Annotated in this window: 20 protein-coding genes; 8 read left to right on the top strand and 12 right to left on the bottom strand. The window is 53.5% G+C overall.

All coding sequences use genetic code 11. From position 1 onward, the window contains the following. Window positions 1-159: 159 nt before the first annotated feature. From FOB24_RS24200 to glyS, 3 genes are all read left to right on the top strand, one after another. Window positions 160-462, top strand: coding sequence for a YsaB family lipoprotein (locus tag FOB24_RS24200; protein ID WP_038635204.1), 303 nt, complete (start codon window positions 160-162; stop codon window positions 460-462). Window positions 463-557: 95 nt separating this feature from the next. Beyond that, window positions 558-1,469: a glycine--tRNA ligase subunit alpha gene (gene glyQ / locus FOB24_RS24195; protein WP_001168552.1), complete on the top strand. Its 912-nt coding sequence runs from the start codon at window positions 558-560 to the stop codon at window positions 1,467-1,469. 9 nt (window positions 1,470-1,478) lie between these two features. Then, window positions 1,479-3,548, top strand: coding sequence for a glycine--tRNA ligase subunit beta (glyS, locus tag FOB24_RS24190; protein ID WP_042311682.1), 2,070 nt, complete (start codon window positions 1,479-1,481; stop codon window positions 3,546-3,548). Window positions 3,549-3,614: 66 nt separating this feature from the next. On the opposite strand, the gene cueP is transcribed toward glyS, so the two are convergent. From cueP to FOB24_RS24175, 3 genes are all read right to left on the bottom strand, one after another. Beyond that, window positions 3,615-4,154: a copper-binding periplasmic metallochaperone CueP gene (gene cueP / locus FOB24_RS24185; protein ID WP_042311683.1), complete on the bottom strand. Its 540-nt coding sequence runs from the start codon at window positions 4,152-4,154 to the stop codon at window positions 3,615-3,617. Between the two features lie 187 nt (window positions 4,155-4,341). Then, a complete protein-coding gene (cspE, locus tag FOB24_RS24180) occupies window positions 4,342-4,554 on the bottom strand; it encodes a transcription antiterminator/RNA stability regulator CspE (protein ID WP_000014594.1) in 213 nt (70 codons plus the stop codon). Between the two features lie 280 nt (window positions 4,555-4,834). After that, on the bottom strand, window positions 4,835-5,125 hold the full coding sequence (locus FOB24_RS24175) for an HTH-type transcriptional regulator (RefSeq protein WP_003024273.1): 291 nt from the start codon (window positions 5,123-5,125) through the stop codon (window positions 4,835-4,837). 380 nt (window positions 5,126-5,505) lie between these two features. On the opposite strand from FOB24_RS24175, the gene FOB24_RS24170 reads away from it, so the two are divergent. After that, on the top strand, window positions 5,506-6,216 hold the full coding sequence (locus FOB24_RS24170; RefSeq protein ID WP_038635187.1) for a DUF3053 domain-containing protein: 711 nt from the start codon (window positions 5,506-5,508) through the stop codon (window positions 6,214-6,216). Window positions 6,217-6,273: 57 nt separating this feature from the next. On the opposite strand, the gene ghrB is transcribed toward FOB24_RS24170, so the two are convergent. From ghrB to FOB24_RS24140, 6 genes are all read right to left on the bottom strand, one after another. After that, the gene (gene ghrB, locus FOB24_RS24165) at window positions 6,274-7,248 is read right to left on the bottom strand and encodes a glyoxylate/hydroxypyruvate reductase GhrB (RefSeq protein ID WP_038635185.1); all 975 of its coding nucleotides are present in this window, start codon (window positions 7,246-7,248) and stop codon (window positions 6,274-6,276) included. Between the two features lie 22 nt (window positions 7,249-7,270). Further along, window positions 7,271-8,551: an MFS transporter gene (locus tag FOB24_RS24160; RefSeq protein ID WP_137346670.1), complete on the bottom strand. Its 1,281-nt coding sequence runs from the start codon at window positions 8,549-8,551 to the stop codon at window positions 7,271-7,273. 64 nt (window positions 8,552-8,615) lie between these two features. After that, complete coding sequence (locus tag FOB24_RS24155; RefSeq protein WP_137346671.1) at window positions 8,616-9,554, bottom strand: sugar kinase; 939 nt, start codon at window positions 9,552-9,554, stop codon at window positions 8,616-8,618. Window positions 9,555-9,557: 3 nt separating this feature from the next. Continuing rightward, a complete protein-coding gene (locus tag FOB24_RS24150; RefSeq protein ID WP_150345547.1) occupies window positions 9,558-10,307 on the bottom strand; it encodes a sugar phosphate isomerase/epimerase family protein in 750 nt (249 codons plus the stop codon). A 100-nt stretch (window positions 10,308-10,407) separates the two neighbouring features. Further along, on the bottom strand, window positions 10,408-11,424 hold the full coding sequence (locus tag FOB24_RS24145; RefSeq protein WP_038635169.1) for a LacI family DNA-binding transcriptional regulator: 1,017 nt from the start codon (window positions 11,422-11,424) through the stop codon (window positions 10,408-10,410). Between the two features lie 101 nt (window positions 11,425-11,525). Next, window positions 11,526-12,188, bottom strand: coding sequence for an OmpA family lipoprotein (locus FOB24_RS24140; protein WP_003827397.1), 663 nt, complete (start codon window positions 12,186-12,188; stop codon window positions 11,526-11,528). Between the two features lie 159 nt (window positions 12,189-12,347). Here FOB24_RS24140 and FOB24_RS24135 point away from each other — a divergent pair, with 159 nt between their 5' ends. Further along, window positions 12,348-14,681 (top strand): molybdopterin guanine dinucleotide-containing S/N-oxide reductase, encoded by a 2,334-nt coding sequence (locus tag FOB24_RS24135; RefSeq protein ID WP_150345546.1) that lies wholly within the window; start codon window positions 12,348-12,350, stop codon window positions 14,679-14,681. Here FOB24_RS24135 and FOB24_RS24130 read toward each other — a convergent pair. Both FOB24_RS24130 and tag read right to left on the bottom strand, forming a co-directional pair. Next, the gene (locus tag FOB24_RS24130; RefSeq protein ID WP_085049074.1) at window positions 14,650-15,090 is read right to left on the bottom strand and encodes an N-acetyltransferase; all 441 of its coding nucleotides are present in this window, start codon (window positions 15,088-15,090) and stop codon (window positions 14,650-14,652) included. The genes FOB24_RS24135 and FOB24_RS24130 overlap by 32 nt on opposite strands. Then, complete coding sequence (gene tag, locus FOB24_RS24125) at window positions 15,080-15,649, bottom strand: DNA-3-methyladenine glycosylase I (RefSeq protein ID WP_038635153.1); 570 nt, start codon at window positions 15,647-15,649, stop codon at window positions 15,080-15,082. The genes FOB24_RS24130 and tag overlap by 11 nt, the downstream gene beginning before the upstream one ends. A gap of 159 nt (window positions 15,650-15,808) precedes the next feature. On the opposite strand from tag, the gene FOB24_RS24120 reads away from it, so the two are divergent. Continuing rightward, a complete protein-coding gene (locus tag FOB24_RS24120) occupies window positions 15,809-16,510 on the top strand; it encodes an autotransporter outer membrane beta-barrel domain-containing protein (RefSeq protein WP_038635151.1) in 702 nt (233 codons plus the stop codon). A 76-nt stretch (window positions 16,511-16,586) separates the two neighbouring features. Here FOB24_RS24120 and FOB24_RS24355 read toward each other — a convergent pair whose 3' ends face one another. Further along, window positions 16,587-16,763: a hypothetical protein gene (locus tag FOB24_RS24355; protein WP_159121630.1), complete on the bottom strand. Its 177-nt coding sequence runs from the start codon at window positions 16,761-16,763 to the stop codon at window positions 16,587-16,589. Here FOB24_RS24355 and FOB24_RS24115 point away from each other — a divergent pair. Further along, the gene (locus FOB24_RS24115; protein ID WP_038635150.1) at window positions 16,762-17,964 is read left to right on the top strand and encodes an L-lactate MFS transporter; all 1,203 of its coding nucleotides are present in this window, start codon (window positions 16,762-16,764) and stop codon (window positions 17,962-17,964) included. The two genes, FOB24_RS24355 and FOB24_RS24115, sit on opposite strands and share 2 nt — an antisense overlap. A gap of 209 nt (window positions 17,965-18,173) precedes the next feature. After that, window positions 18,174-19,868, top strand: coding sequence for a kdo(2)-lipid A phosphoethanolamine 7''-transferase (eptB, locus tag FOB24_RS24110; protein WP_085049073.1), 1,695 nt, complete (start codon window positions 18,174-18,176; stop codon window positions 19,866-19,868). Window positions 19,869-19,924: the final 56 nt, after the last annotated feature.

The raw sequence follows: 19,924 nt of genomic DNA, 5'->3' as shown, positions 1-19,924 counted from the left end.
TCCATTAAAAAAAGTCTGACCGATTTTTTGCGAGCGTAACTCACTGGAATAATCTGAGTTTTTACGCTAAAGCTTGAGATGGTCTGATGAGATTCTCAAAATAAGATCCGTTTCCAGACACTAATAATAAGACTGACCAGCAAACCAGGCGGTAATAAAATGATGATGAAGTATTTCTTTCCCGCGCTCGCTATCTTTTTGTTGGCGGCGTGCGCCGACACACAGCCGCCTGCACCTGCGCAGAAGGCGCAAAAGGTGAATGCCGCACGTTCGCTCGATATGGCGGCATTGTGCAAAAGTGAAGCGGCAGAGCTTTATAACACCGGCGCGCAGAAAATTGATATCGCCGGCCTGGAACAATTCCAGGGCAGCTATGAAATGCGCGGTTCGACCTTCCGTAAAGAGAGTTTTGTCTGCTCTTTTGATGCAGACGGGCAGTTTTTGCACCTTTCCATGCGCTAAGTTCCCCCTTTTTCCCGTTTCGTACTGTATATCTTGCAGCCAGCGGGTATACTGACCGCTTCCTTTAAATCCACACGTATCCAGCACGAAATAATATGCAAAAGTTTGATACCAGGACCTTCCAGGGCTTGATCCTGACCTTACAGGATTACTGGGCTCGCCAGGGCTGCACCATCGTTCAACCATTGGACATGGAAGTCGGCGCGGGGACATCTCACCCAATGACCTGCCTGCGTGCGCTGGGGCCGGAACCGATGGCGACTGCGTATGTGCAGCCTTCTCGTCGTCCGACCGACGGCCGCTATGGCGAAAACCCGAACCGCTTACAGCACTACTATCAGTTCCAGGTAGTGATTAAGCCGTCTCCGGACAACATTCAGGAGCTGTACCTGGGTTCTCTGAAAGAGCTGGGTATGGACCCGACCATTCACGACATCCGTTTCGTGGAAGATAACTGGGAGAACCCGACGCTGGGTGCCTGGGGGCTGGGTTGGGAAGTGTGGCTGAACGGTATGGAAGTCACGCAGTTCACCTACTTCCAGCAGGTTGGTGGTCTGGAATGTAAACCTGTGACCGGGGAAATTACCTACGGTCTGGAACGTCTGGCCATGTACATTCAGGGCGTAGACAGCGTTTACGACCTGGTCTGGAGCGACGGCCCGCTGGGTAAAACCACTTACGGCGACGTGTTCCATCAGAACGAAGTGGAGCAATCCACCTATAACTTCGAATACGCCGACGTGGACTTCCTGTTCACCTGCTTCGAGCAGTACGAGAAAGAAGCGCAGCAGCTGCTGGCGCTGGAAAACCCACTGCCGCTGCCTGCGTATGAACGTATTCTGAAAGCCGCTCATAGCTTCAACCTGCTGGATGCGCGTAAAGCCATCTCCGTCACCGAGCGTCAGCGCTATATCCTGCGCATTCGCACCCTGACCAAAGCAGTGGCAGAAGCTTACTACGCTTCCCGTGAAGCCCTTGGCTTCCCGATGTGCAACAAAGAGAAATAAGAGGCGGCCATGTCTGAGAAAACTTTTCTGGTGGAAATCGGCACTGAAGAGCTGCCACCAAAAGCACTGCGCAGCCTGGCTGAGTCCTTTGCTGCGAACTTTACCGCGGAGCTGGATAACGCTGGCATCGCGCACGGCAACGTTGAGTGGTTCGCCGCACCGCGTCGTCTGGCGCTGAAAGTCGCGAACCTGGCTGAAGCGCAACCTGACCGTGAAGTTGAAAAACGCGGCCCGGCAATTGCTCAGGCGTTTGACGCCGAAGGCAAACCGAGCAAAGCGGCAGAAGGTTGGGCGCGTGGCTGCGGTATCACCGTTGACCAGGCCGAGCGTCTGACCACCGATAAAGGCGAGTGGTTGTTGTACCGCGCGCATGTGAAAGGCGAAAGCGCTGAAACGCTGCTGCCGAACATGATCGCCACCTCGCTGGCTAAGCTGCCGATCCCGAAACTGATGCGCTGGGGCGCGTCTGACGTCCATTTCGTGCGTCCGGTTCACACCGTGACTCTGCTGCTGGGTGACAAAGTGATTCCGGCAACGATTCTGGGCATTCAGTCCGATCGCGTGATTCGCGGCCATCGCTTTATGGGCGAAGCGGAATTCACCATCGATTCTGCCGATCAATACCCAGAAATCCTGCGTGAGCGCGGTAAAGTGATTGCGGATTACGCTGAGCGTAAAGCGAAAATCAAAGCCGATGCTGAAGAAGCGGCGCGCAAGATTGGCGGTAACGCTGATCTGAGCGAAAGCCTGCTGGAAGAAGTCACCTCGCTGGTGGAATGGCCAGTAGTGCTGACCGCGAAGTTCGAAGATAAATTCCTCGCGGTTCCGTCAGAAGCGCTGGTTCACACCATGAAAGGTGACCAGAAGTACTTCCCGGTTTACGCCAACGACGGCAAACTGCTGCCGAACTTTATCTTCGTTGCCAACATCGAATCGAAAGATCCGAGCCAGATTATTTCCGGTAACGAGAAAGTGGTTCGCCCGCGTCTGGCGGATGCCGAGTTCTTCTTCAATACCGACCGTAAAAAACGTCTGGAAGATCATCTGCCGCGTCTGCAAACCGTGCTGTTCCAACAGCAACTGGGTACGCTGCGCGACAAGACCGATCGTATCCAGGCGCTGGCGGGCTGGATTGCTGGCCAGATTGGCGCTGACGTTAACCACGCAACGCGTGCGGGCCTGCTGTCCAAGTGTGACCTGATGACCAACATGGTCTTTGAGTTCACCGACACCCAGGGCGTGATGGGCATGCACTATGCGCGTCATGATGGCGAAGCGGAAGATGTGGCCGTGGCGCTAAACGAGCAGTATCAGCCGCGCTTTGCCGGCGATGACCTGCCGTCTAACCCGGTAGCCTGTGCCGTGGCGATTGCCGACAAGATGGATACCCTGGCGGGTATCTTTGGTATCGGCCAGCATCCGAAAGGCGATAAGGACCCGTTTGCGCTGCGTCGTGCCGCGCTGGGCGTGCTGCGTATTATCGTTGAGAAGAACCTGAATCTCGATCTGCAAACGCTGACCGAAGAAGCGGTTCGTCTGTATGGCGACAAGCTGACCAACGCGAAAGTCGTGGATGACGTTATCGACTTTATGCTCGGTCGCTTCCGCGCCTGGTATCAGGACGAAGGTTACACTGTTGATACTATTCAGGCCGTGCTGGCGCGTCGTCCGACTCGTCCAGCTGATTTCGACGCACGCATGAAGGCGGTATCGCACTTCCGTACGCTGGAAGCCGCGTCCGCGCTGGCTGCGGCGAACAAGCGTGTATCGAACATCCTGGCGAAGTCTGAAGAAACGCTGAACGACCGCGTGAATGCGGCAACGCTGAAAGAGCCGGAAGAAATTGCGCTGGCGATGCAGGTTGTGGTGCTGCGCGACAAGCTGGAGCCAGTCTTTGCAGCCGGGCATTACCAGGAAGCGCTGGTTGAGCTATCGGCACTGCGTGAACCGGTCGATGCCTTCTTCGAGAAAGTCATGGTTAACGTAGAAGATAAAGAACTGCGTATTAACCGTCTGTCTATGCTCGAAAAACTGCGCGAGCTGTTCCTGCGCGTGGCGGATATTTCGCTGCTACAGTAACGGTCCTGAGCTGACTTAGAAAATGCCGGATGGCGTCTCCGCCTTATCCGGCATTTTTTTATGTTGTTAGCGCAACTGCAACTTAGTCAGGCAGGTCTGGCTGTCTTCCATAGTCTTAATGGGATACTCGGCTGATTTACCGTTGTAGTTTACTGCGATGGTGCCTTCCATATTGCGCGGTAGCCATACCCCGACGAAGCCGTTTCGACCGCTTTTCATCGCTTTTTGTACCACGACCTCTCCCTTACTGTCCGTCACTTTGACATTGAATGTCTTCTCCGGCATTTCGCCCTGGCAGCCAGACAGACTATGGTTGAAGCAAGGGTGTGTTTGCCATTCATAGGGGGCAAATGACAGGTAGAATTTGTCACCGAGCGGCAGGGTATAAACCTGATCGCCAGAAGAGAGTTTCAGCGCGGTGCTGGTGACAGACGCTGAGTAAGGCAACGGGCGACTCTGCGGCGACTGGTCAATAGTCTCTACGATTTGCTCAACGGATTTACCGCTGAGTCCATGTTCCGCCAGAAAAGTGGCTTCCGGGGTCGCCGCGAATGCAGTGCCCGTTGTGAGCAAACCTAAAACCAGCAGCAGTGAGGATTTCGACATAGTTTCAATTCCTTGTGAACATTATGGAATACAGACTGGCTCACTATAAAGCTTGCCCTTAGGGAAAGGTCAAAGGTACGGCGGGTAAAGTAATGCAAAGACGCGTTTCGGTGGGATGTATTGCGAAATACAGGTAAAAAAAATCCCCGCCGTTTGGCAGGGATTCAGAATTTTGAGCTTTTTAAGCTTACAGGCTGGTTACGTTGCCAGCTGCCGGGCCTTTAGCGCCGCTTTCGATGGTGAAGGAAACTTTCTGACCTTCGTCCAGAGATTTGTAGCCATCGTTCTGGATAGCAGAGAAGTGTACGAACACGTCTTTAGAGCCATCGTCAGGAGTGATGAAGCCGAAACCTTTATCAGCGTTGAACCATTTTACGATACCAGTCATTTTACCGGACATAGTGTATTACCTTTTAAAAAATAAGTGTGCCTTTCGGCGATATGGCGTGCTCTACAGATTTTTTAACAGTAAAGGAAATGCTCACTACGAGGGGTATCAATGATAACTCTTGAAGGGACTTGCCTTACTAAACTGCTGTAATGGTCTGTACGTCAAACCGTTGAGAGCATTAACTCATTTTACGCCTGTGGATGCAACTACTATTTTCTTATTTGTGGATACCCTCCGTAAGGGAACGGCCCTTTTACCGGACCGTTCTTCAGCAAAATTAAAAAATAGTTCAATCCATCAACTGCTTACTTAATCTCGGATCGGCCTGGATCAGGCGCATCAACTTCAATTCGGTAGTGGAAGGCTTAACGCGTTTAGACTCCCATTCATGCACCATCGCGACCGTCACGCCCATCACTCGGGCAAAATCATCTGTTTTTAAACCTGTCCCTCGTCGTAGCTGTTCAAATTCGGTGAAAGGGTTGGTTTTTTGCGTCAGAGTAACTGTCTGCGATACATCTTTAAAAACAATCTGCTCCAGACTGCTCAGCAGTTCAAACATTGGATCTTTGTATTCCATTGAGAACTCCTATAAATCACACAGCGGGATCGTGAATTTCATCGAAGCTCCTTAAGAGTAGTCGGAAAAAATGAAGTCGGATCTAAGGTTTGCGTGATGGATTCGTTTCAGCAGAGTATGAGCGACAAGCCTTTACAGGCTAACAAACTGATTAAGGTCGCGATCTCCGAACGATCGCTCCCGATTGTAAAGATGACGAAAATATGGCCCTGGGTACTGAATGGCGCATTGTTTAGCAAAAAAAAGGGGGGCGGGAGCGGTTATTTTCCCTCACAAGATTACGCGGAAAGGGTATCTTGCGAGCCTGACCTGGACTATCCTTGTCAACGTCTGGCACGCGGGTGTCGTTGTGCGCATTTTTGGGTGAAAGGAGTATTAAAATGGCGACAGGTAAGTCCTGCTCTCGCTGGTTTGCGCCTGTTTTGGCGCTCTTAATGGTAGTTGGCCTGAGTGGGTGTTTTGATAAAGAAGGCGATCAGCGCAAAGCGTTTATCGATTTTCTGCAGAATACTGCAATGCGTAGCGGGGAGCGTTTACCAACGCTGACCGCCGATCAGAAAAAACAGTTTGGCCCGTTTGTGTCCGATTACGCGATTCTGTATGGCTATTCTCAACAGATTAATCAGGCGATGGACTCCGGTCTGCGCCCAGTCGTTGATAGCGTAAATGCGATTCGTGTTCCTCAGGATTATGTGACTCAGCGTGAACCGCTGCGTCAGGCAAATGGCGCACTGGGTGTGTTAGGGCAACAGTTGCAGAATGCGAAACTGCAGGCAGATGCTGCGCATGGTGCGCTGAAGCAGGGTGAGGATCTCAAGCCGGTCTTTGATCAGGTCTACAATAAAGTCGTCACTGCGCCTTCAGAGGCGTTACAGCCGCTGATCCCTGCCGCGCAAATCTTCACGCAGCAACTGGTGCAGGTCGGTGATTTTGTGGCGCAACAGGATACGCAGGTGAGCTTTGTCGCCAACGGTATCCAGTTCCCAACCTCACAACAGGCAAGTCAGTACAACACGTTGATTGGCCCGTTGGCTGCTCAGCATCAGGCGTTTACTCAAGCCTGGACTGCTGCGGTGAATGCCACTCAGTAAAAGAGTACTGTAATACATGCAAGGCCGGGTAAGCGTGAGCGCTACCCGGCCTTTTGTTTATTGCGCGACCTGCGGGTTGACGCAGTTCTTCTCCACTCTTCCTTGCAGCGCATCGATTAAGTTATCCACCGCGCAGGCCGCCATGTTATAGCGCGTTTCGTGCGTGGCGGAACCGATGTGCGGCACGGCCACCACGTTGGGCAGTGACAGCAGTGGAGAGTCTGTCGCTACTGGCTCCTGCTCAAATACATCCAGACCTGCGGCATGAATGTCGCCGTTTTGCAGAGCGCTAATCAACGCTTTTTCATCGACCACCGGGCCACGTCCGGCATTAATGAAAATGGCGGAAGACTTCATTTTGGCAAACTGCTCGCTACTGAACAGATGATGTGTTTCGTTGGTTAATGGCAGGATCAGGCAGACAAAATCAGACTCCTGCAACAGTGTGTCGAGATCGCAGTAACGCGCGTTGAAGCGTTCTTCCGCTTCGTGATGATGACGGCGGGCGTTATAGAGAATCGGCATGCTAAAGCCGAAATGCGCACGCTGCGCCAGCGCGAGCCCAATACGACCCATGCCGACAATTCCCAGCGTTTTGTGGTGGACATCCGTACCAAACCAGTCCGGTCCGATACTTTTGGTCCATTCGCCAGACTTAACCCGTTCAGCAACTTCCACCACACGGCGAGCGGTGCTTAACATCAGCGCCATCACCGTGTCGGCGACGGTTTCCGTTAGTACGGTTGGCGTATGCATCAACAGCACCTTACGCGCATTAAGGGCATCGACATCGAAGTTGTCATAGCCTACGGAAATTGTGGATGTCGCTCGCAGCCTGGGCATTTTCTCCAACAGCGCGGTATTGACGGCTTCACTGGAGCCCAGCAGGCCTTCGGCGTTGGCAAAGGCCTCGGCGTGCTGTGCGACCGTTTCCGGGCGCAGGTTCGGTACAGAAGTCACAGTAAAATGCTCTTCCAGGCGATGCAGTAAATCGTCAGGTAACGCTTTATAGAGAATAATGGACGGCTTCATGCGGATCTCCGTAAGTTAAAATTTAAGCGTGGCGTGCGCCAACAGGTAGCTGTTGATTATTAGCAGGCTTAACAATGAGAGTTAGCCATACTGAGGCAAAAAGCGCTACCCCCATAAAAATGTACGAGGCGGATGGGCTGCCGGTTGCGCCATTGAGGTAGCCGACAAACCAGGAACCAAAGAATGAGCCTAATGCGCCCATGCTGTTAATCAGCGCCATGGCGCCACCGGCCACGTTGCGCGGCAGCATTTCAGGAATGATGGCGAAGAAGGGACCATATGGGGCGTACATTGCCGCGCCCGCAATAACCAGCAGCGTGTAGGACACCCAGAAGTGATCTGCACCAACGGCCCAGGAGCCGATAAAGGCGAAAGCGGCAATCAGTAACAGCGGCCAGACAAACAGCTTACGATTTTGCAGTTTATCAGAGGCCCAGGAGACGAGAATCATCGCTGCCGTCGCCGCCAGATACGGTACGGATGACAGCCAGCCAACTTCCACCATCCCCAGATTTGCGCCACCGTTGCGAATGATGGACGGCAGCCACAGCACAAAACCGTAGACGCCAATACTCCAGGCGAAATACTGCATACACAGCAGGATGACGTTACGTGAGCGGAAGGCCTCACCGTAGTTACGCACGGCTTTGATCCCTTGTTGCTCTTGTTCCAGTTGGGCCTGAAGCGCAGCTTTTTCGGATTCCGACAGCCAGCCGACCTGAGACGGTTTGTCTTTTACCAGTACCCACCAGCAGAACGCCCAGATGATGGCCGGGAAGCCCTCGATGATGAACATTTCCCGCCAGCCCAGCGCCTGAATGAGATAACCGGAAACGACGGACATCCATAAGACAGTAACCGGGTTACCGAGGATTAAGAAGGTGTTAGCGCGTGAACGCTCGGATTTCGTAAACCAGTTGCTGATGTAAATCAGCATTGCGGGCATCACGGCAGCTTCAACGACACCAAGAATAAAGCGGATAGCGGCCAGCATCGGAATATTGCTGACCATCCCGGTTAACGAGGCGCAAGCCCCCCACAGGATCAGGCAGATAAAAATCAATTTTCGTACGCTGCGACGCTCGGCGTAAATTGCGCCCGGGATCTGGAAGAAGAAATAGCCAAGGAAAAACAGAGCGCCCAGCAGGGAAGAGATCCCTTTGGTAATGCCGAGATCCTCGTTAATGCCTGCGGCGGAGGCGAAGCTGAAGTTCGCGCGGTCAAGGTACGCCAGGCTATACGTGATAAACACGATTGGCATGATGTACCACCAGCGTTTTGCTGCATTGGTTGAGCTATTCATAGACTGCCCTCTGATTATGCTGATACACCGCCTCTGTATGTAGGGTACAGAGTTGGCCGGGGGTTTATTCCCCTAATTGTTCACGTGTGGGTAATCCTTCGCTGTCGCCCTGAACCTGAATGGCCAGTGCGCCAATTTTATTGCCGCGGGTCACCGCCTGATGCAGCGAGCGGCCTTCCAGCAGAGCGCTGATCACGCCCACGGCAAAGCCATCGCCTGCGCCGACCGTATCAACCACGTTGTCGACTTTTACCGGTGCGACGCAGCCGTGCTCGCCGCTGGCGGTTTTGTACCAGGCGCCATCTGCCCCGGTTTTGATAATGACTGCCTTCACCCCATGGCGCAGATAAAAGTCGGCGATGGCTTCAGGCGTTTGTTGTCCGGTGAGAATCATTCCCTCTTTTAGACCAGGCAAAACCCAGTCAGCCTGGAATGCCAGCCGGTTCAGTTTTTCCACCATCTCGGCTTCGCTTTTCCACAGCACCGGACGCAAATTCGGGTCAAAGGAGATGGTTTTCCCTTGGGCTTTCAGCGTGCGGGCGGTATGCGCCAGAAGTTCATAGGAGCTGGCGGAAAGCGCGGCTGCCACGCCGCTCAGGTGCAAGTGACGTGCGCTGGCAAAATAGTTCTCGTGGTAATCCTCAATACTGAGATGGCTGGCTGCGGACCCTTTGCGGAAGTACTCCACAATGGGATCGGTTCCATTTTCGACCTTAGATTTAAGCTGAAAGCCGGTAGCGAAGCGCTCATCCTGGGTGACTCCCTGCGCATTAATCCCTTCTTTTTCCAGCGACTTAATAATAAAACGGCCAAAACTGTCGTTACCTACGCGGCTTACCCAGCCGACATTCAGACCCAAACGAGCAAGACCGGTCGCCACGTTGAGTTCAGCGCCTGCCACGCGCTTGATAAATTGCTCTACATCCGCCAGGTCGCCGGTTTGCGTGGCGACAAACATCGCCATCGCTTCACCAATGGTGACCACATCCAGTGAATTCTTCATGCGTTACTCCTCGCGTAACAGCCCGACGTAATGGCGGGTAACCGCCGTCAAATCCTGCCCTTCCAGGGGAAACTCGATGCCGCGCGGAACATCGTCAGGCAGCGTTTTTAACAGTGCCAGCCAGCGCGGTTCGGTAGCATCAGGCGGCACTGCGCGGTAGCTGTCGTGATGCGTAACTGCGGCTTTGACATGGATGTATCCCACGGTTGGCGCCAGGTTTTTCGCCGCCTCTTCCGGGGAGTCGCCAACCCACAGCCAGTTGCCCATATCAAAGGTCAGCGAGATCGGCAGGTTTTGCGCCTGACAGGCTTCGTTAAAGCGCTGCATTGGCTGCAGGCGTCCGCAGGTGGTCTGATCGTTTTCGACAACCAGCTCCATCCCGCTGTCAGCCAGCCATGTACGTAAAACGTCGAACTGGCCGGTATGGGAAAAATGACCAAGGGAGACTTTTAACCACAGCGCTTGCAGGGCCTGCGCTTCCGCGAGTAACGCCGGAAGACGGGGATTGAGGTTACCGTCCTCAAGGAACAGTGGCTCAGGCGCTGAATAACAGGCCAGCAGGCAGAAGATTTCGATCGCTGAGGCCATCGTTGACAGTGTGGTGAGTTCGGTGTCAGTTAACATCTCGCGGCGAATTTCGACGCCGTCAGCACCGGCTTCAGCAATGATGGGCAGCATGGCGGTTTGTCCACCCGCAGCGCGGACCTGCTCATAGCCGTAGGCGGCGGTGACCACCATAATTTTTCTTTTCATGGAAACTCCATAACCAGCGTTCTTGCTATAACGCTAGATGGAACCGGTTCCAAAGAAAAGCCCATGATGCTGAATTTATGATCACCATCACGAAGGAAATTTAACGGGCGGTAGATCCGCGCACGATCAATTCACCAGAGAAAACCTGCTCCTGAATGGCATCAGAACCGCCATCGATCCGGCGTACAACCTGTTCCACGGCGGTGTAGCCAATCTGCCAGGTGGGTTGTTTCAGCGTGGTAATGCCGACACCCGCCAGCTCGGCCCATTCCAGCTCGTCAAACCCGAGCAGGCCGATATCGCTGCCCCAGTTGAGGCCAATGCGTTTCAGGGCGCGGGCAACCTGTAGCGTGAGGGCGCCGTTGGCGGAGATAACGGCTTTGCGCATGCCTCGATGCTGCTGGTGGAACTGGCGCAGCGTGTCATCCAGTTGCGCATTGTCCGTTAGCGGAACTTCGGCATTTTGCGCGATAACGCCGGGGTAGCGTGCGAGCGTGGCGCGAAAGGCGCTCAGACGTTCGCGGCGGGTATTCACCATGCCGAGTGGTTCGCTGAGAAACAGAATGGCTTCAAAGCCTTGTTCAAGCAGGTGTTCCGTGGCAATCGTTGCGGCCTGGGTGTTATCCAGTCCGACCATATCACAGGCGAAATCAGGTATTTTACGATCAATTAGTACCATCGGTAGCGCAGACTGTTGTAGGCGGTTCAGCCCCTCTTCACGCATCCCAACGGCGTTGACCACAATCCCTTCGACCTGGTAACTGCGCAACAGGTCAAGATAGTGCAACTCCTGATCCACTTCGTTGTTGGTGTTACATACCAGCGGGGTAAAGCCTTTATCGCGACAGGCGGCTTCAATTCCGCTCAATACGTTGACGGAGTAGGGGTTGGTAATATCGGCGATGATCAGGCCAATCAGGCGGGTGCGACCGTGTTTCAGGCCGCGTGCCATCAGGCTGGGTCGGTAGTCGAGATCGGCAATGGCTTGTTCAATGCGGGCCAGCAGCGCGTCGGAAAGCAGGTGCTTTTCACCGTTGAGGTAGCGTGAAATGCTGGTCTTGCCGGTTTTTGCGGCCTTTGCCACATCGCTGATGGTTGCCCGTGTTGATTTGCTCATCGCTGATTTCCCTGAATTTGGTGACAACACCTTAACGCGAAAATCAACGATGGCAAGTGCTTCATGCCGGATCGGGCGCACCCTGTCTCCGGCTCAAAACGTTACTGGATCGGGCTTAAGGTGATCTCTACGCGGCGGTTCTGCGCCTTACCTTCCGCCGTGCTGTTGCTGGCGATTGGGTTTGCCGGACCCATACCCTGAGTGCGGATACGGTTAGCCGCGACCCCTTGAGTGATCAAGGCGCTGGCGACGGAGTCCGCGCGCTGCTGCGACAGACGCATATTCAGATCCTGGCTGCCGGTGCTGTCGGTGAAGCCCAGCACGTTAACCGCGGTTTTATTGTACTCTTTCAGGACCATGGCCACGCCGGTCAGGGTGTTAGCCCCGGCAGGTTTCAGGTTAGCGCTACTGCTGTCGAAGGTGACGTTGTTTGGCATGTTCAGAATGATGTTATCGCCACTACGCGTCACGCTGACGCCGGTTCCCTGCATTTTTTCGCGCAGTTTTGCTTCCTGCACATCCATGTAATAGCCGATACCACCGCCAACGGCCGCGCCAGCCGCTGCGCCAATCAGTGCGCCCTTGCCGCGATCTTTCTTCGAAGAAGAGAGTGCGCCAATACCTGCGCCGACCAGAGAGCCAATGCCTGCGCCAATGCCGGATTTGCCCGCTTCGCGTTCGCCGGTGTAAGGGTTTGTTGTGCAGCCAGAAACCGCCAGGGCGCCGCTCACGATGGCAGCAATAACAAAAACACGTTTCTTCATCTCAATTCCTTAATGACTTATTCTTCTTTGCCACAGCGACGGTGGCGGTTGATTATGACGTGTGAACATGAAGAAAATTCCAGGGAAGACTCTGAAATTTGTAAGTAACATTGAACGGCAGAATAAATAAGCCGCCACATCGTATTCAGGAGCGCCATCTTGGCTAATTCACCCGCACACTACTCAGTGTTAACCGCCGCCCACTGGGGACCTATTCTCGTCGAAACCGATGGCGAGACCGTTTTCTCCTCCCGTGGCGCATTGCCCACCACTCATCCCAACTCTTTGCAAACTGTGGTGCGTGACCAGGTACACAGTAAAACGCGGGTACGTTTTCCGATGGTACGTAAAGGCTTCCTCGTCTCGCCGGAAAGCCCACAAGGCGTGCGCGGGCAGGATGAGTTTGTTCGCGTCAGTTGGGATGACGCACTGACGCTTATCCATACGCAGCATAAACGCATCCGTGACAGCTATGGCCCGGCCTCGATTTTCGCTGGTTCCTACGGCTGGCGCTCCAACGGTGTGTTACATAAAGCCGCGACCCTGTTACAGCGCTACATGGCGTTGGCGGGGGGTTATACCGGGCATCTGGGGGATTACTCCACGGGCGCCGCGCAGGCCATCATGCCGTACGTGGTGGGCGGTAACGAAGTTTACCAGCAACAGACCAGCTGGCCTGTCGTGCTGGAACACAGCGATGTGGTGGTGTTATGGAGCGCCAATCCGCTGAATACCCTGAAGATTGCCTGGAATGCTTCCGACGAACAGGGTCTCGCTTACTTCGAGGCATTGCGTGATAGCGGCAAACGTTTGATCTGTATCGATCCGATGCGATCGGAAAGCGTGGATTTCTTTGGCGATAAGATGGAATGGATCGCCCCGCATATGGGAACCGACGTGGCGCTGATGCTGGGCATCGCGCATACGCTGGTGGAAAACGGCTGGCACGACGAAGACTTTCTCGCCCGCTGTACCACCGGTTATGACCGCTTTGCCGACTATCTGCTGGGTAAAACTGATAATGTCGCAAAAACGGCAGAGTGGGCTGCTGAAATTTGTGGGATAACAGCGGAAAAAATACGCGAACTGGCGGCGATATTTCACCAAAACACCACCATGCTGATGGCGGGGTGGGGGATGCAGCGCCAACAGTATGGCGAGCAAAAACACTGGACGATTGTCACCCTGGCCGCCATGCTCGGGCAAATCGGCACGCCTGGCGGTGGCTTTGGGCTGTCGTACCATTTTGCCAACGGCGGTAACCCAACGCGTCGTGCCGCTGTATTGGCTTCAATGCAGGGCAGCGTTAAAGGCGGCACCGACGCGGTGGATAAAATCCCGGTGGCGCGAATTGTCGAAGCGCTGGAGAACCCCGGGGGTTTTTACCAGCACAATGGAATGGACCGGCATTTCCCGGACATCCGCATGTTGTGGTGGGCCGGCGGGGCCAACTTTACTCATCACCAGGACACCAACCGTCTGATTCGCGCCTGGCAAAAACCGGAGCTGGTGGTTATCTCGGAGTGTTTCTGGACCGCCGCAGCAAAGCATGCCGATATCGTATTACCGGCGACCACCTCGTTTGAGCGCAACGACCTCACCATGACGGGTGATTACAGCAACCAGCACCTGGTGCCGATGAAGCAGGTTGTGCCGCCGCAGTATGAGGCGCGCAATGATTTTGATGTTTTTGCCGAACTGAGCGAGCGCTGGGAAAAGGGCGGGTATGAACGCTTCACCGAAGGTAAAAGCGAGCTGGCGTGGCTGGAGACCTTTTATAATATTGCCGGGCAGCGCGGGGCCAGCCAGCAGGTTACACTGCCGCTCTTCACCGAGTTTTGGCAGCGCAACGCCCTGATCGAAATGCCGGAAAACCCCGCCAACGCGCAATTTATTCGGTTTGCGGATTTTCGCCGCGACCCACAGGCGCATCCGCTGAAAACGGACAGCGGAAAAATTGAAATCTACTCCGCGAAGATTGCGGGTTACGGCTATGCGGATTGTGCGGGACACCCGATGTGGCTGGCGCCTGATGAGTGGTTTGGTAACGCCGAGCCGGGTCAGTTACAGCTGCTTTCCGCCCATCCGGCGCACCGTTTGCACAGCCAGTTGAATTACAGTGCGTTGCGTGAGCAGTATGCGGTGGCGGATCGTGAGCCCGTTACGATCCATCCGCAGGACGCGAACGCTCGTGGTATTAAGCATGGCGACACGGTGAGGGTGTGGAACCCGCGTGGGCAAATTCTGGCGGGTGCAGTCGTGACGACAGGGATCAAACCTGGCGTCATCTGCATTCATGAAGGCGCCTGGCCTGATTTGGATCTTACTGCCGGTGGTATTTGTAAAAATGGCGCCGTCAATGTGCTGACCAAAGATCTCCCCAGCTCGAAGCTGGGGAATGGCTGCGCGGGCAACACTGCGCTGGCGTGGCTCGAAAAATACAATGGACCCGCCCTGACGCTTACGGCGTTTGATCCGCCTGCCAGCCCATAATCCACGTGGGGTGGTGAGTCTCTTCCTGCCATGCGCCGTCTTCAATGCGAAAACCCAGCGCATGGTAGAAGTTTACCGCTGACTGATTCTTCTGGTAGACCTCCAGGCTGAGCAGGGAAAAGCGCTGCTGGACATGCTGCACCAGCGCTGTGCCAATTCCGCTTCTGATGGCCGCTGGCGCGACAAACAACGCGCCAAGAAAGCGTTCGTCAATCACGCTGACAAAGCCTTTGAGTACACCTTCTTCTTCCCACACCCAGGTTTGCGCGGCGGGCAGGTATACATCACGCACGACGGGTTCACTTTCGCGCCAGTAGCGTTCGTCGATAAACGGATGGGCATGGATCGTGCTTTCCATCCACAGCGCCAGAATTGACGGCAGATCGTCAGCTTTAGATTCACGAATCATGTTGTGCCCCTGGGTAACAGATGCAACTGGTGATATGGTCGTTGACCAGACCACAGGCCTGCATAAAGGAGTAACAGATGGTGGTGCCGACAAACTTAAACCCGCGTTTTTTTAATGCCTTAGACAGAGCATCTGACGCAGGCGTTGAGGTGGGGATATCGCTCAGGTTGGCGGCGCAGGTCACTTGCGGTTGGTTATCAACAAATGACCAGACGAACTCGCTAAACGGTTCACCGTTTTGCGCCATGGTCAGAAAGGCGCGAGCGTTACCGATAATGGCCTGAATTTTTCCGCGATGGCGAATAATGCCGGCATCCTGTACCAGCCTTTCCACATCCTCTTCGGTCATGGCTGCCACTTTTTCCGGATCAAAATGGTGGAAGGCGTGGCGATAATTTTCCCGTTTCTTCAGTACGGTAATCCATGATAATCCCGCCTGCTGGCCTTCCAGGCAGATCATTTCGAACAGCTTCTTGCCATCGGTTTCGGGGACGCCCCATTCCTTGTCGTGATAGGCAATGTAAAGTGGGTCCTGGCTGACCCATCCGCAACGCTGCATATTCTTCCTCGCTGTTTTTACTGGCGTAAAAATTTCATTCGGCCCGCCTTGACGCGCCAGCTAAAAAGACAATATTTAATACAGGGCCTGATGGGCCCGATTTCCTACACACAATGACAATAATATCGCCGAATTCGGCTCTTTTCTGGAGTCGCGTTGATGATTATAAGAAACAGTAGTGGTCGCCAAAGGTTAACTCTGGCGAGCGTCGTAGTTTGTGCGCTGTCCATCAATACAGCATATGGCTGGCAACAAGAATATATCGTTGATGCGATGTCAGGGCATACGGCTGAACGTTATACATGGGACAGCGATCACCAACCACGTTATAACGACATTCTGGAGGAACGTATTCGTTCTACGCAGAACGTGGCGGGTCCGGTGGTGAATCTGGCCGATCAGACGCTGATGGATACGACCAGCGGCATGAGTATGGGCTGGAACTTTCCGCTTTCCAGACAAGTAACGACCGGACCGGTCGCCGCCTTACATTATGACGGCTCGACCACGTCTACCTACAACGAGTTTGGTGATAGCGCGACCTCGATAACACCGACCGATCCGTTGTGGCATGCCAGCGTCAGCACGTTAGGCTGGCGAGTCAATTCGCAGTTCGGTGATGTGCGTCCATGGGCGCAAATCAGCTATAACCAACAGTTTGGCGAGAATATCTGGAAGGCGCAGTCGGGCCTCAGCCGCATGACGACAGCAGGACAGGACGGTAACTGGCTGGATGTTACCGTCGGCGCGGATATGCTGTTGAACCCGCATATGGCGGCTTACGCCGCACTTTCTCAGGCAGAAAACAGTACCAACAATAGCGACTATATGTACACCATGGGGGTTAGCGCTAAATTTTAACGAAAGAAATCATTGGTTATACATCTTAGTTACATATTAGGATCAATAATCACACGCCTTTCAGCGATAGTGTGTACTAACTCTTGCGATAAAATTCAGTATCCCGACTTTTTGTCTCGTCATTCATTCCGCAATCCAGGCATTTCATTCCGTCCTGGCGGCATTTCATGCCGTTTTTTCCTGGTATAAATGGCGCTTCGGTATGGTTGTTGGCAGAGAATTTCCCATTTTGCTTATGCAGGAAGACTGCCATGAAAACTTCTGATTATCAGCGCACCCGTTGGCTGACACTGATCGGCACCATCATTACCCAATTTGCCTTAGGTTCTGTTTATACCTGGAGCCTGTTTAATGGCGCGCTCTCTTCTAAACTGGACGCGCCGGTGAGTCAGGTTGCATTTTCCTTTGGTTTGCTGAGCCTGGGGTTGGCGATTTCTTCTTCCGTCGCCGGAAAACTGCAAGAACGTTTTGGCGTGAAACGCGTCACTATGGCCTCCGGTATCTTACTGGGCGTCGGCTTCTTCTTAACCGCCCACTCTGACAGCCTGATTATGCTGTGGTTGAGCGCCGGTGTACTGGTCGGCCTGGCGGATGGCGCAGGATACCTGTTAACCCTTTCCAACTGCGTAAAATGGTTCCCTGAGCGTAAGGGGCTGATTTCCGCCTTTGCCATCGGCTCTTATGGCCTGGGTAGCCTCGGTTTTAAATTCATCGACAGCCAACTGCTCAGCACCGTGGGTCTGGAAAAAACCTTTATGATCTGGGGCGCAATTGTGCTGGTGATGATCGTCTTTGGCTCCATGCTGATGAAAGATGCGCCGAATCAGGAAGTGAAGGCGAAAAATGGCGTGGTCGAGAACGACTACACTCTGGCGCAGTCCATGCGTAAACCACAGTACTGGATGCTGGCCGTGATGTTCCTGACTGCATGTATGAGCGGGCTGTATGTAATTGGCGTGGCGAAAGATATTGCACAGAGCCTGGCGCATATGGACGTAGCCACGGCGGCAAATGCAGTGACCGTCATCTCCATCGCTAACCTGTCAGGCCGTCTGGTACTGGGTATTCTGTCCGACAAAATCTCTCGTATTCGTGTTATCACCATTGGTCAGGTTGTTTCGCTGGTCGGTATGGCGGCACTGCTGTTCGCCCCGCTCAATGACGTTACGTTCTTTGCGGCGATTGCCTGCGTGGCATTTAACTTTGGCGGCACCATCACCGTGTTCCCGTCACTGGTGAGTGAGTTCTTTGGTCTCAATAACCTGGCTAAAAACTACGGGGTTATTTACCTGGGCTTCGGTATCGGCAGTATTTGTGGTTCCATTATCGCCTCGCTGTTTGGCGGATTCTATGTGACCTTCTGCGTTATCTTTGCGCTGTTAATCATCTCGCTGGCACTTTCCACCACTATTCGCCAGCCGCAACGTAGCGTATATACTGAGGCGCACGCCTAAATCTATTAGTAGCCTGATTAATACCTGGCGCATATATTTACAAAAATATATGCGTCATTTGCATTCTCTATAAGCACTTTTCTTCCCTCCTGTGGTCTACTTACCCGCGCCCGTAGATTTCACCTCTGCTGTTGTCGCATTTTTCCCCTGTTTGGTCTGTTTGGCCGCTGCACAGGGAGTTTTTATCCCGATCCCCAGGGTTTGTTTGCATGAGATACATTAAGTCGATGACGCAGCAGAAACTCAGTTTCTTGCTGGCAATCTATATCGGTTTGTTTATGAACTGTGCTGTATTTTTCCGTCGCTTTAGCGGATATGCGCACGAATTCACCGTCTGGAAAGGACTCTCTGCGGTTGTTGAATTAGCTGGCACTGTGCTGGTGACCTTCTTTTTATTACGTCTTCTCTCTTTATTCGGACGACGGGTCTGGCGTGTGCTGGCAACCTTTGTGGTGCTGTGTTCTGCCGGCGCCAGTTATTATATGACCTTCCTGAACGTGGTAATTGGCTATGGTATTATTGCCTCCGTCATGACCACGGATATTGATTTATCTAAAGAAGTCGTCGGCTGGCATTTTATCGTGTGGCTGGTTTCAGTCAGTATTGTGCCGTTGGTTCTTATTTGGAGTAACCGCTGCCGCTATACGCTAATGAGACAGATTCGTACGCCGGGCATGAGATGGCGTAGCGTGGCGGTGGTGTTACTGGCAGGCCTGATGGTGTGGGTGCCGATTCGCCTGTTGAGCATGCAACAGAGAAGCGTTGAACGGGAAACCGGCATCGATCTACCCAGCTATGGCGGGGTTGTGGCGAACTCTTATTTGCCGTCAAACTGGCTCTCAGCGTTGGGCCTGTACGCCTGGGCGCAGGTGGATGAGTCATCAGATAACAAATCGCTGATGAACCCGGCCAAAAAGTTTACCTATGTCGCGCCGAAGAACCTCGACGACACCTATGTGGTCTTTATTATCGGGGAAACGACCCGCTGGGATCATATGGGAATTTTTGGCTATGAGCGAAATACCACGCCAAGGCTCGCCCAGGAGAAAAATCTGGCCGCATTCCGCGGATATTCCTGCGATACGGCAACCAAACTTTCTCTGCGCTGCATGTTTGTCCGTGAGGGTGGGGCGGAGGAAAATCCGCAGCGTACGCTGAAAGAACAAAACGTTTTTGCCGTGCTTACTCAGCTAGGGTTCAAGACAGATCTCTACGCAATGCAAAGCGAGATGTGGTTTTACAGTAATACCATGGCGGAGAATATCTCCTACCGTGAGCAGATCGGCGCTGAGCCGCGTAACCGTGGCAAAAACGTTGATGACATGCTGTTGATTCCCGAGATGCAGCAGTCTCTGCAGCAGAACGATGACGGTAGTAATCACCTGATTATTCTGCATACCAAAGGATCGCATTTTAACTATACACAGCGCTACACCCGTGAATATGCACAGTGGAAGCCGGAATGCGTCAATGTTGATAGCGGCTGCTCAAAAGCGGAGATGATCAACTCATTCGATAACTCGGTAACTTATGTTGATCACTTTATCACTCAAGTATTTGATCAACTGCGCGATAAGAAAGCGATAGTGTTCTACGCTGCCGATCACGGTGAGTCGATTAACGAGCGTGAGCACCTGCACGGGACGCCGCGTAAAATGGCGCCGCCTGAGCAGTTCCGCGTTCCTATGCTGGTGTGGATGTCTGACAAGTATCTGGAAGACCCCGATCATGCGAAGGCGTTCGCCCATCTGAAGCAAGAAGCGGATATGAAGGTGCCGCGTCGTCACGTGGAGCTGTACGACACTATTTTAGGTTGCCTTGGTTATACCTCGCCAAATGGCGGTATTAACGAGAATAACAACTGGTGCCGTATCCCGGACGCGAAGAAGGTTGCAGCCCAGTAACGGAGGCTGCTGACTTTCTCGCCGATCAAATGCCATTTTGATGCTAAGGGATTGAC

It is taken from the genome of Citrobacter werkmanii (assembly GCF_008693645.1).
GTDB classification, from domain to species: domain Bacteria; phylum Pseudomonadota; class Gammaproteobacteria; order Enterobacterales; family Enterobacteriaceae; genus Citrobacter; species Citrobacter werkmanii.
The sequence above is the reverse complement of the archived record's forward strand: the minus strand, read 5'-3'. Positions and strand labels throughout refer to the sequence as shown.

Coding starts and splice junctions, on each gene's coding strand:
- FOB24_RS24200 (WP_038635204.1), top strand. CDS start 160: ATGATGATGAAGTATTTCTTTCCCGCGCTCGCTATCTTTTTGTTGGCG.
- glyQ (WP_001168552.1), top strand. CDS start 558: ATGCAAAAGTTTGATACCAGGACCTTCCAGGGCTTGATCCTGACCTTA.
- glyS (WP_042311682.1), top strand. CDS start 1,479: ATGTCTGAGAAAACTTTTCTGGTGGAAATCGGCACTGAAGAGCTGCCA.
- cueP (WP_042311683.1), bottom strand. CDS start 4,154: ATGTCGAAATCCTCACTGCTGCTGGTTTTAGGTTTGCTCACAACGGGC.
- cspE (WP_000014594.1), bottom strand. CDS start 4,554: ATGTCCGGTAAAATGACTGGTATCGTAAAATGGTTCAACGCTGATAAA.
- FOB24_RS24175 (WP_003024273.1), bottom strand. CDS start 5,125: ATGGAATACAAAGATCCAATGTTTGAACTGCTGAGCAGTCTGGAGCAG.
- FOB24_RS24170 (WP_038635187.1), top strand. CDS start 5,506: ATGGCGACAGGTAAGTCCTGCTCTCGCTGGTTTGCGCCTGTTTTGGCG.
- ghrB (WP_038635185.1), bottom strand. CDS start 7,248: ATGAAGCCGTCCATTATTCTCTATAAAGCGTTACCTGACGATTTACTG.
- FOB24_RS24160 (WP_137346670.1), bottom strand. CDS start 8,551: ATGAATAGCTCAACCAATGCAGCAAAACGCTGGTGGTACATCATGCCA.
- FOB24_RS24155 (WP_137346671.1), bottom strand. CDS start 9,554: ATGAAGAATTCACTGGATGTGGTCACCATTGGTGAAGCGATGGCGATG.
- FOB24_RS24150 (WP_150345547.1), bottom strand. CDS start 10,307: ATGAAAAGAAAAATTATGGTGGTCACCGCCGCCTACGGCTATGAGCAG.
- FOB24_RS24145 (WP_038635169.1), bottom strand. CDS start 11,424: ATGAGCAAATCAACACGGGCAACCATCAGCGATGTGGCAAAGGCCGCA.
- FOB24_RS24140 (WP_003827397.1), bottom strand. CDS start 12,188: ATGAAGAAACGTGTTTTTGTTATTGCTGCCATCGTGAGCGGCGCCCTG.
- FOB24_RS24130 (WP_085049074.1), bottom strand. CDS start 15,090: ATGATTCGTGAATCTAAAGCTGACGATCTGCCGTCAATTCTGGCGCTG.
- tag (WP_038635153.1), bottom strand. CDS start 15,649: ATGCAGCGTTGCGGATGGGTCAGCCAGGACCCACTTTACATTGCCTAT.
- FOB24_RS24120 (WP_038635151.1), top strand. CDS start 15,809: ATGATTATAAGAAACAGTAGTGGTCGCCAAAGGTTAACTCTGGCGAGC.
- FOB24_RS24115 (WP_038635150.1), top strand. CDS start 16,762: ATGAAAACTTCTGATTATCAGCGCACCCGTTGGCTGACACTGATCGGC.
- FOB24_RS24355 (WP_159121630.1), bottom strand. CDS start 16,763: ATGGCAGTCTTCCTGCATAAGCAAAATGGGAAATTCTCTGCCAACAAC.
- eptB (WP_085049073.1), top strand. CDS start 18,174: ATGAGATACATTAAGTCGATGACGCAGCAGAAACTCAGTTTCTTGCTG.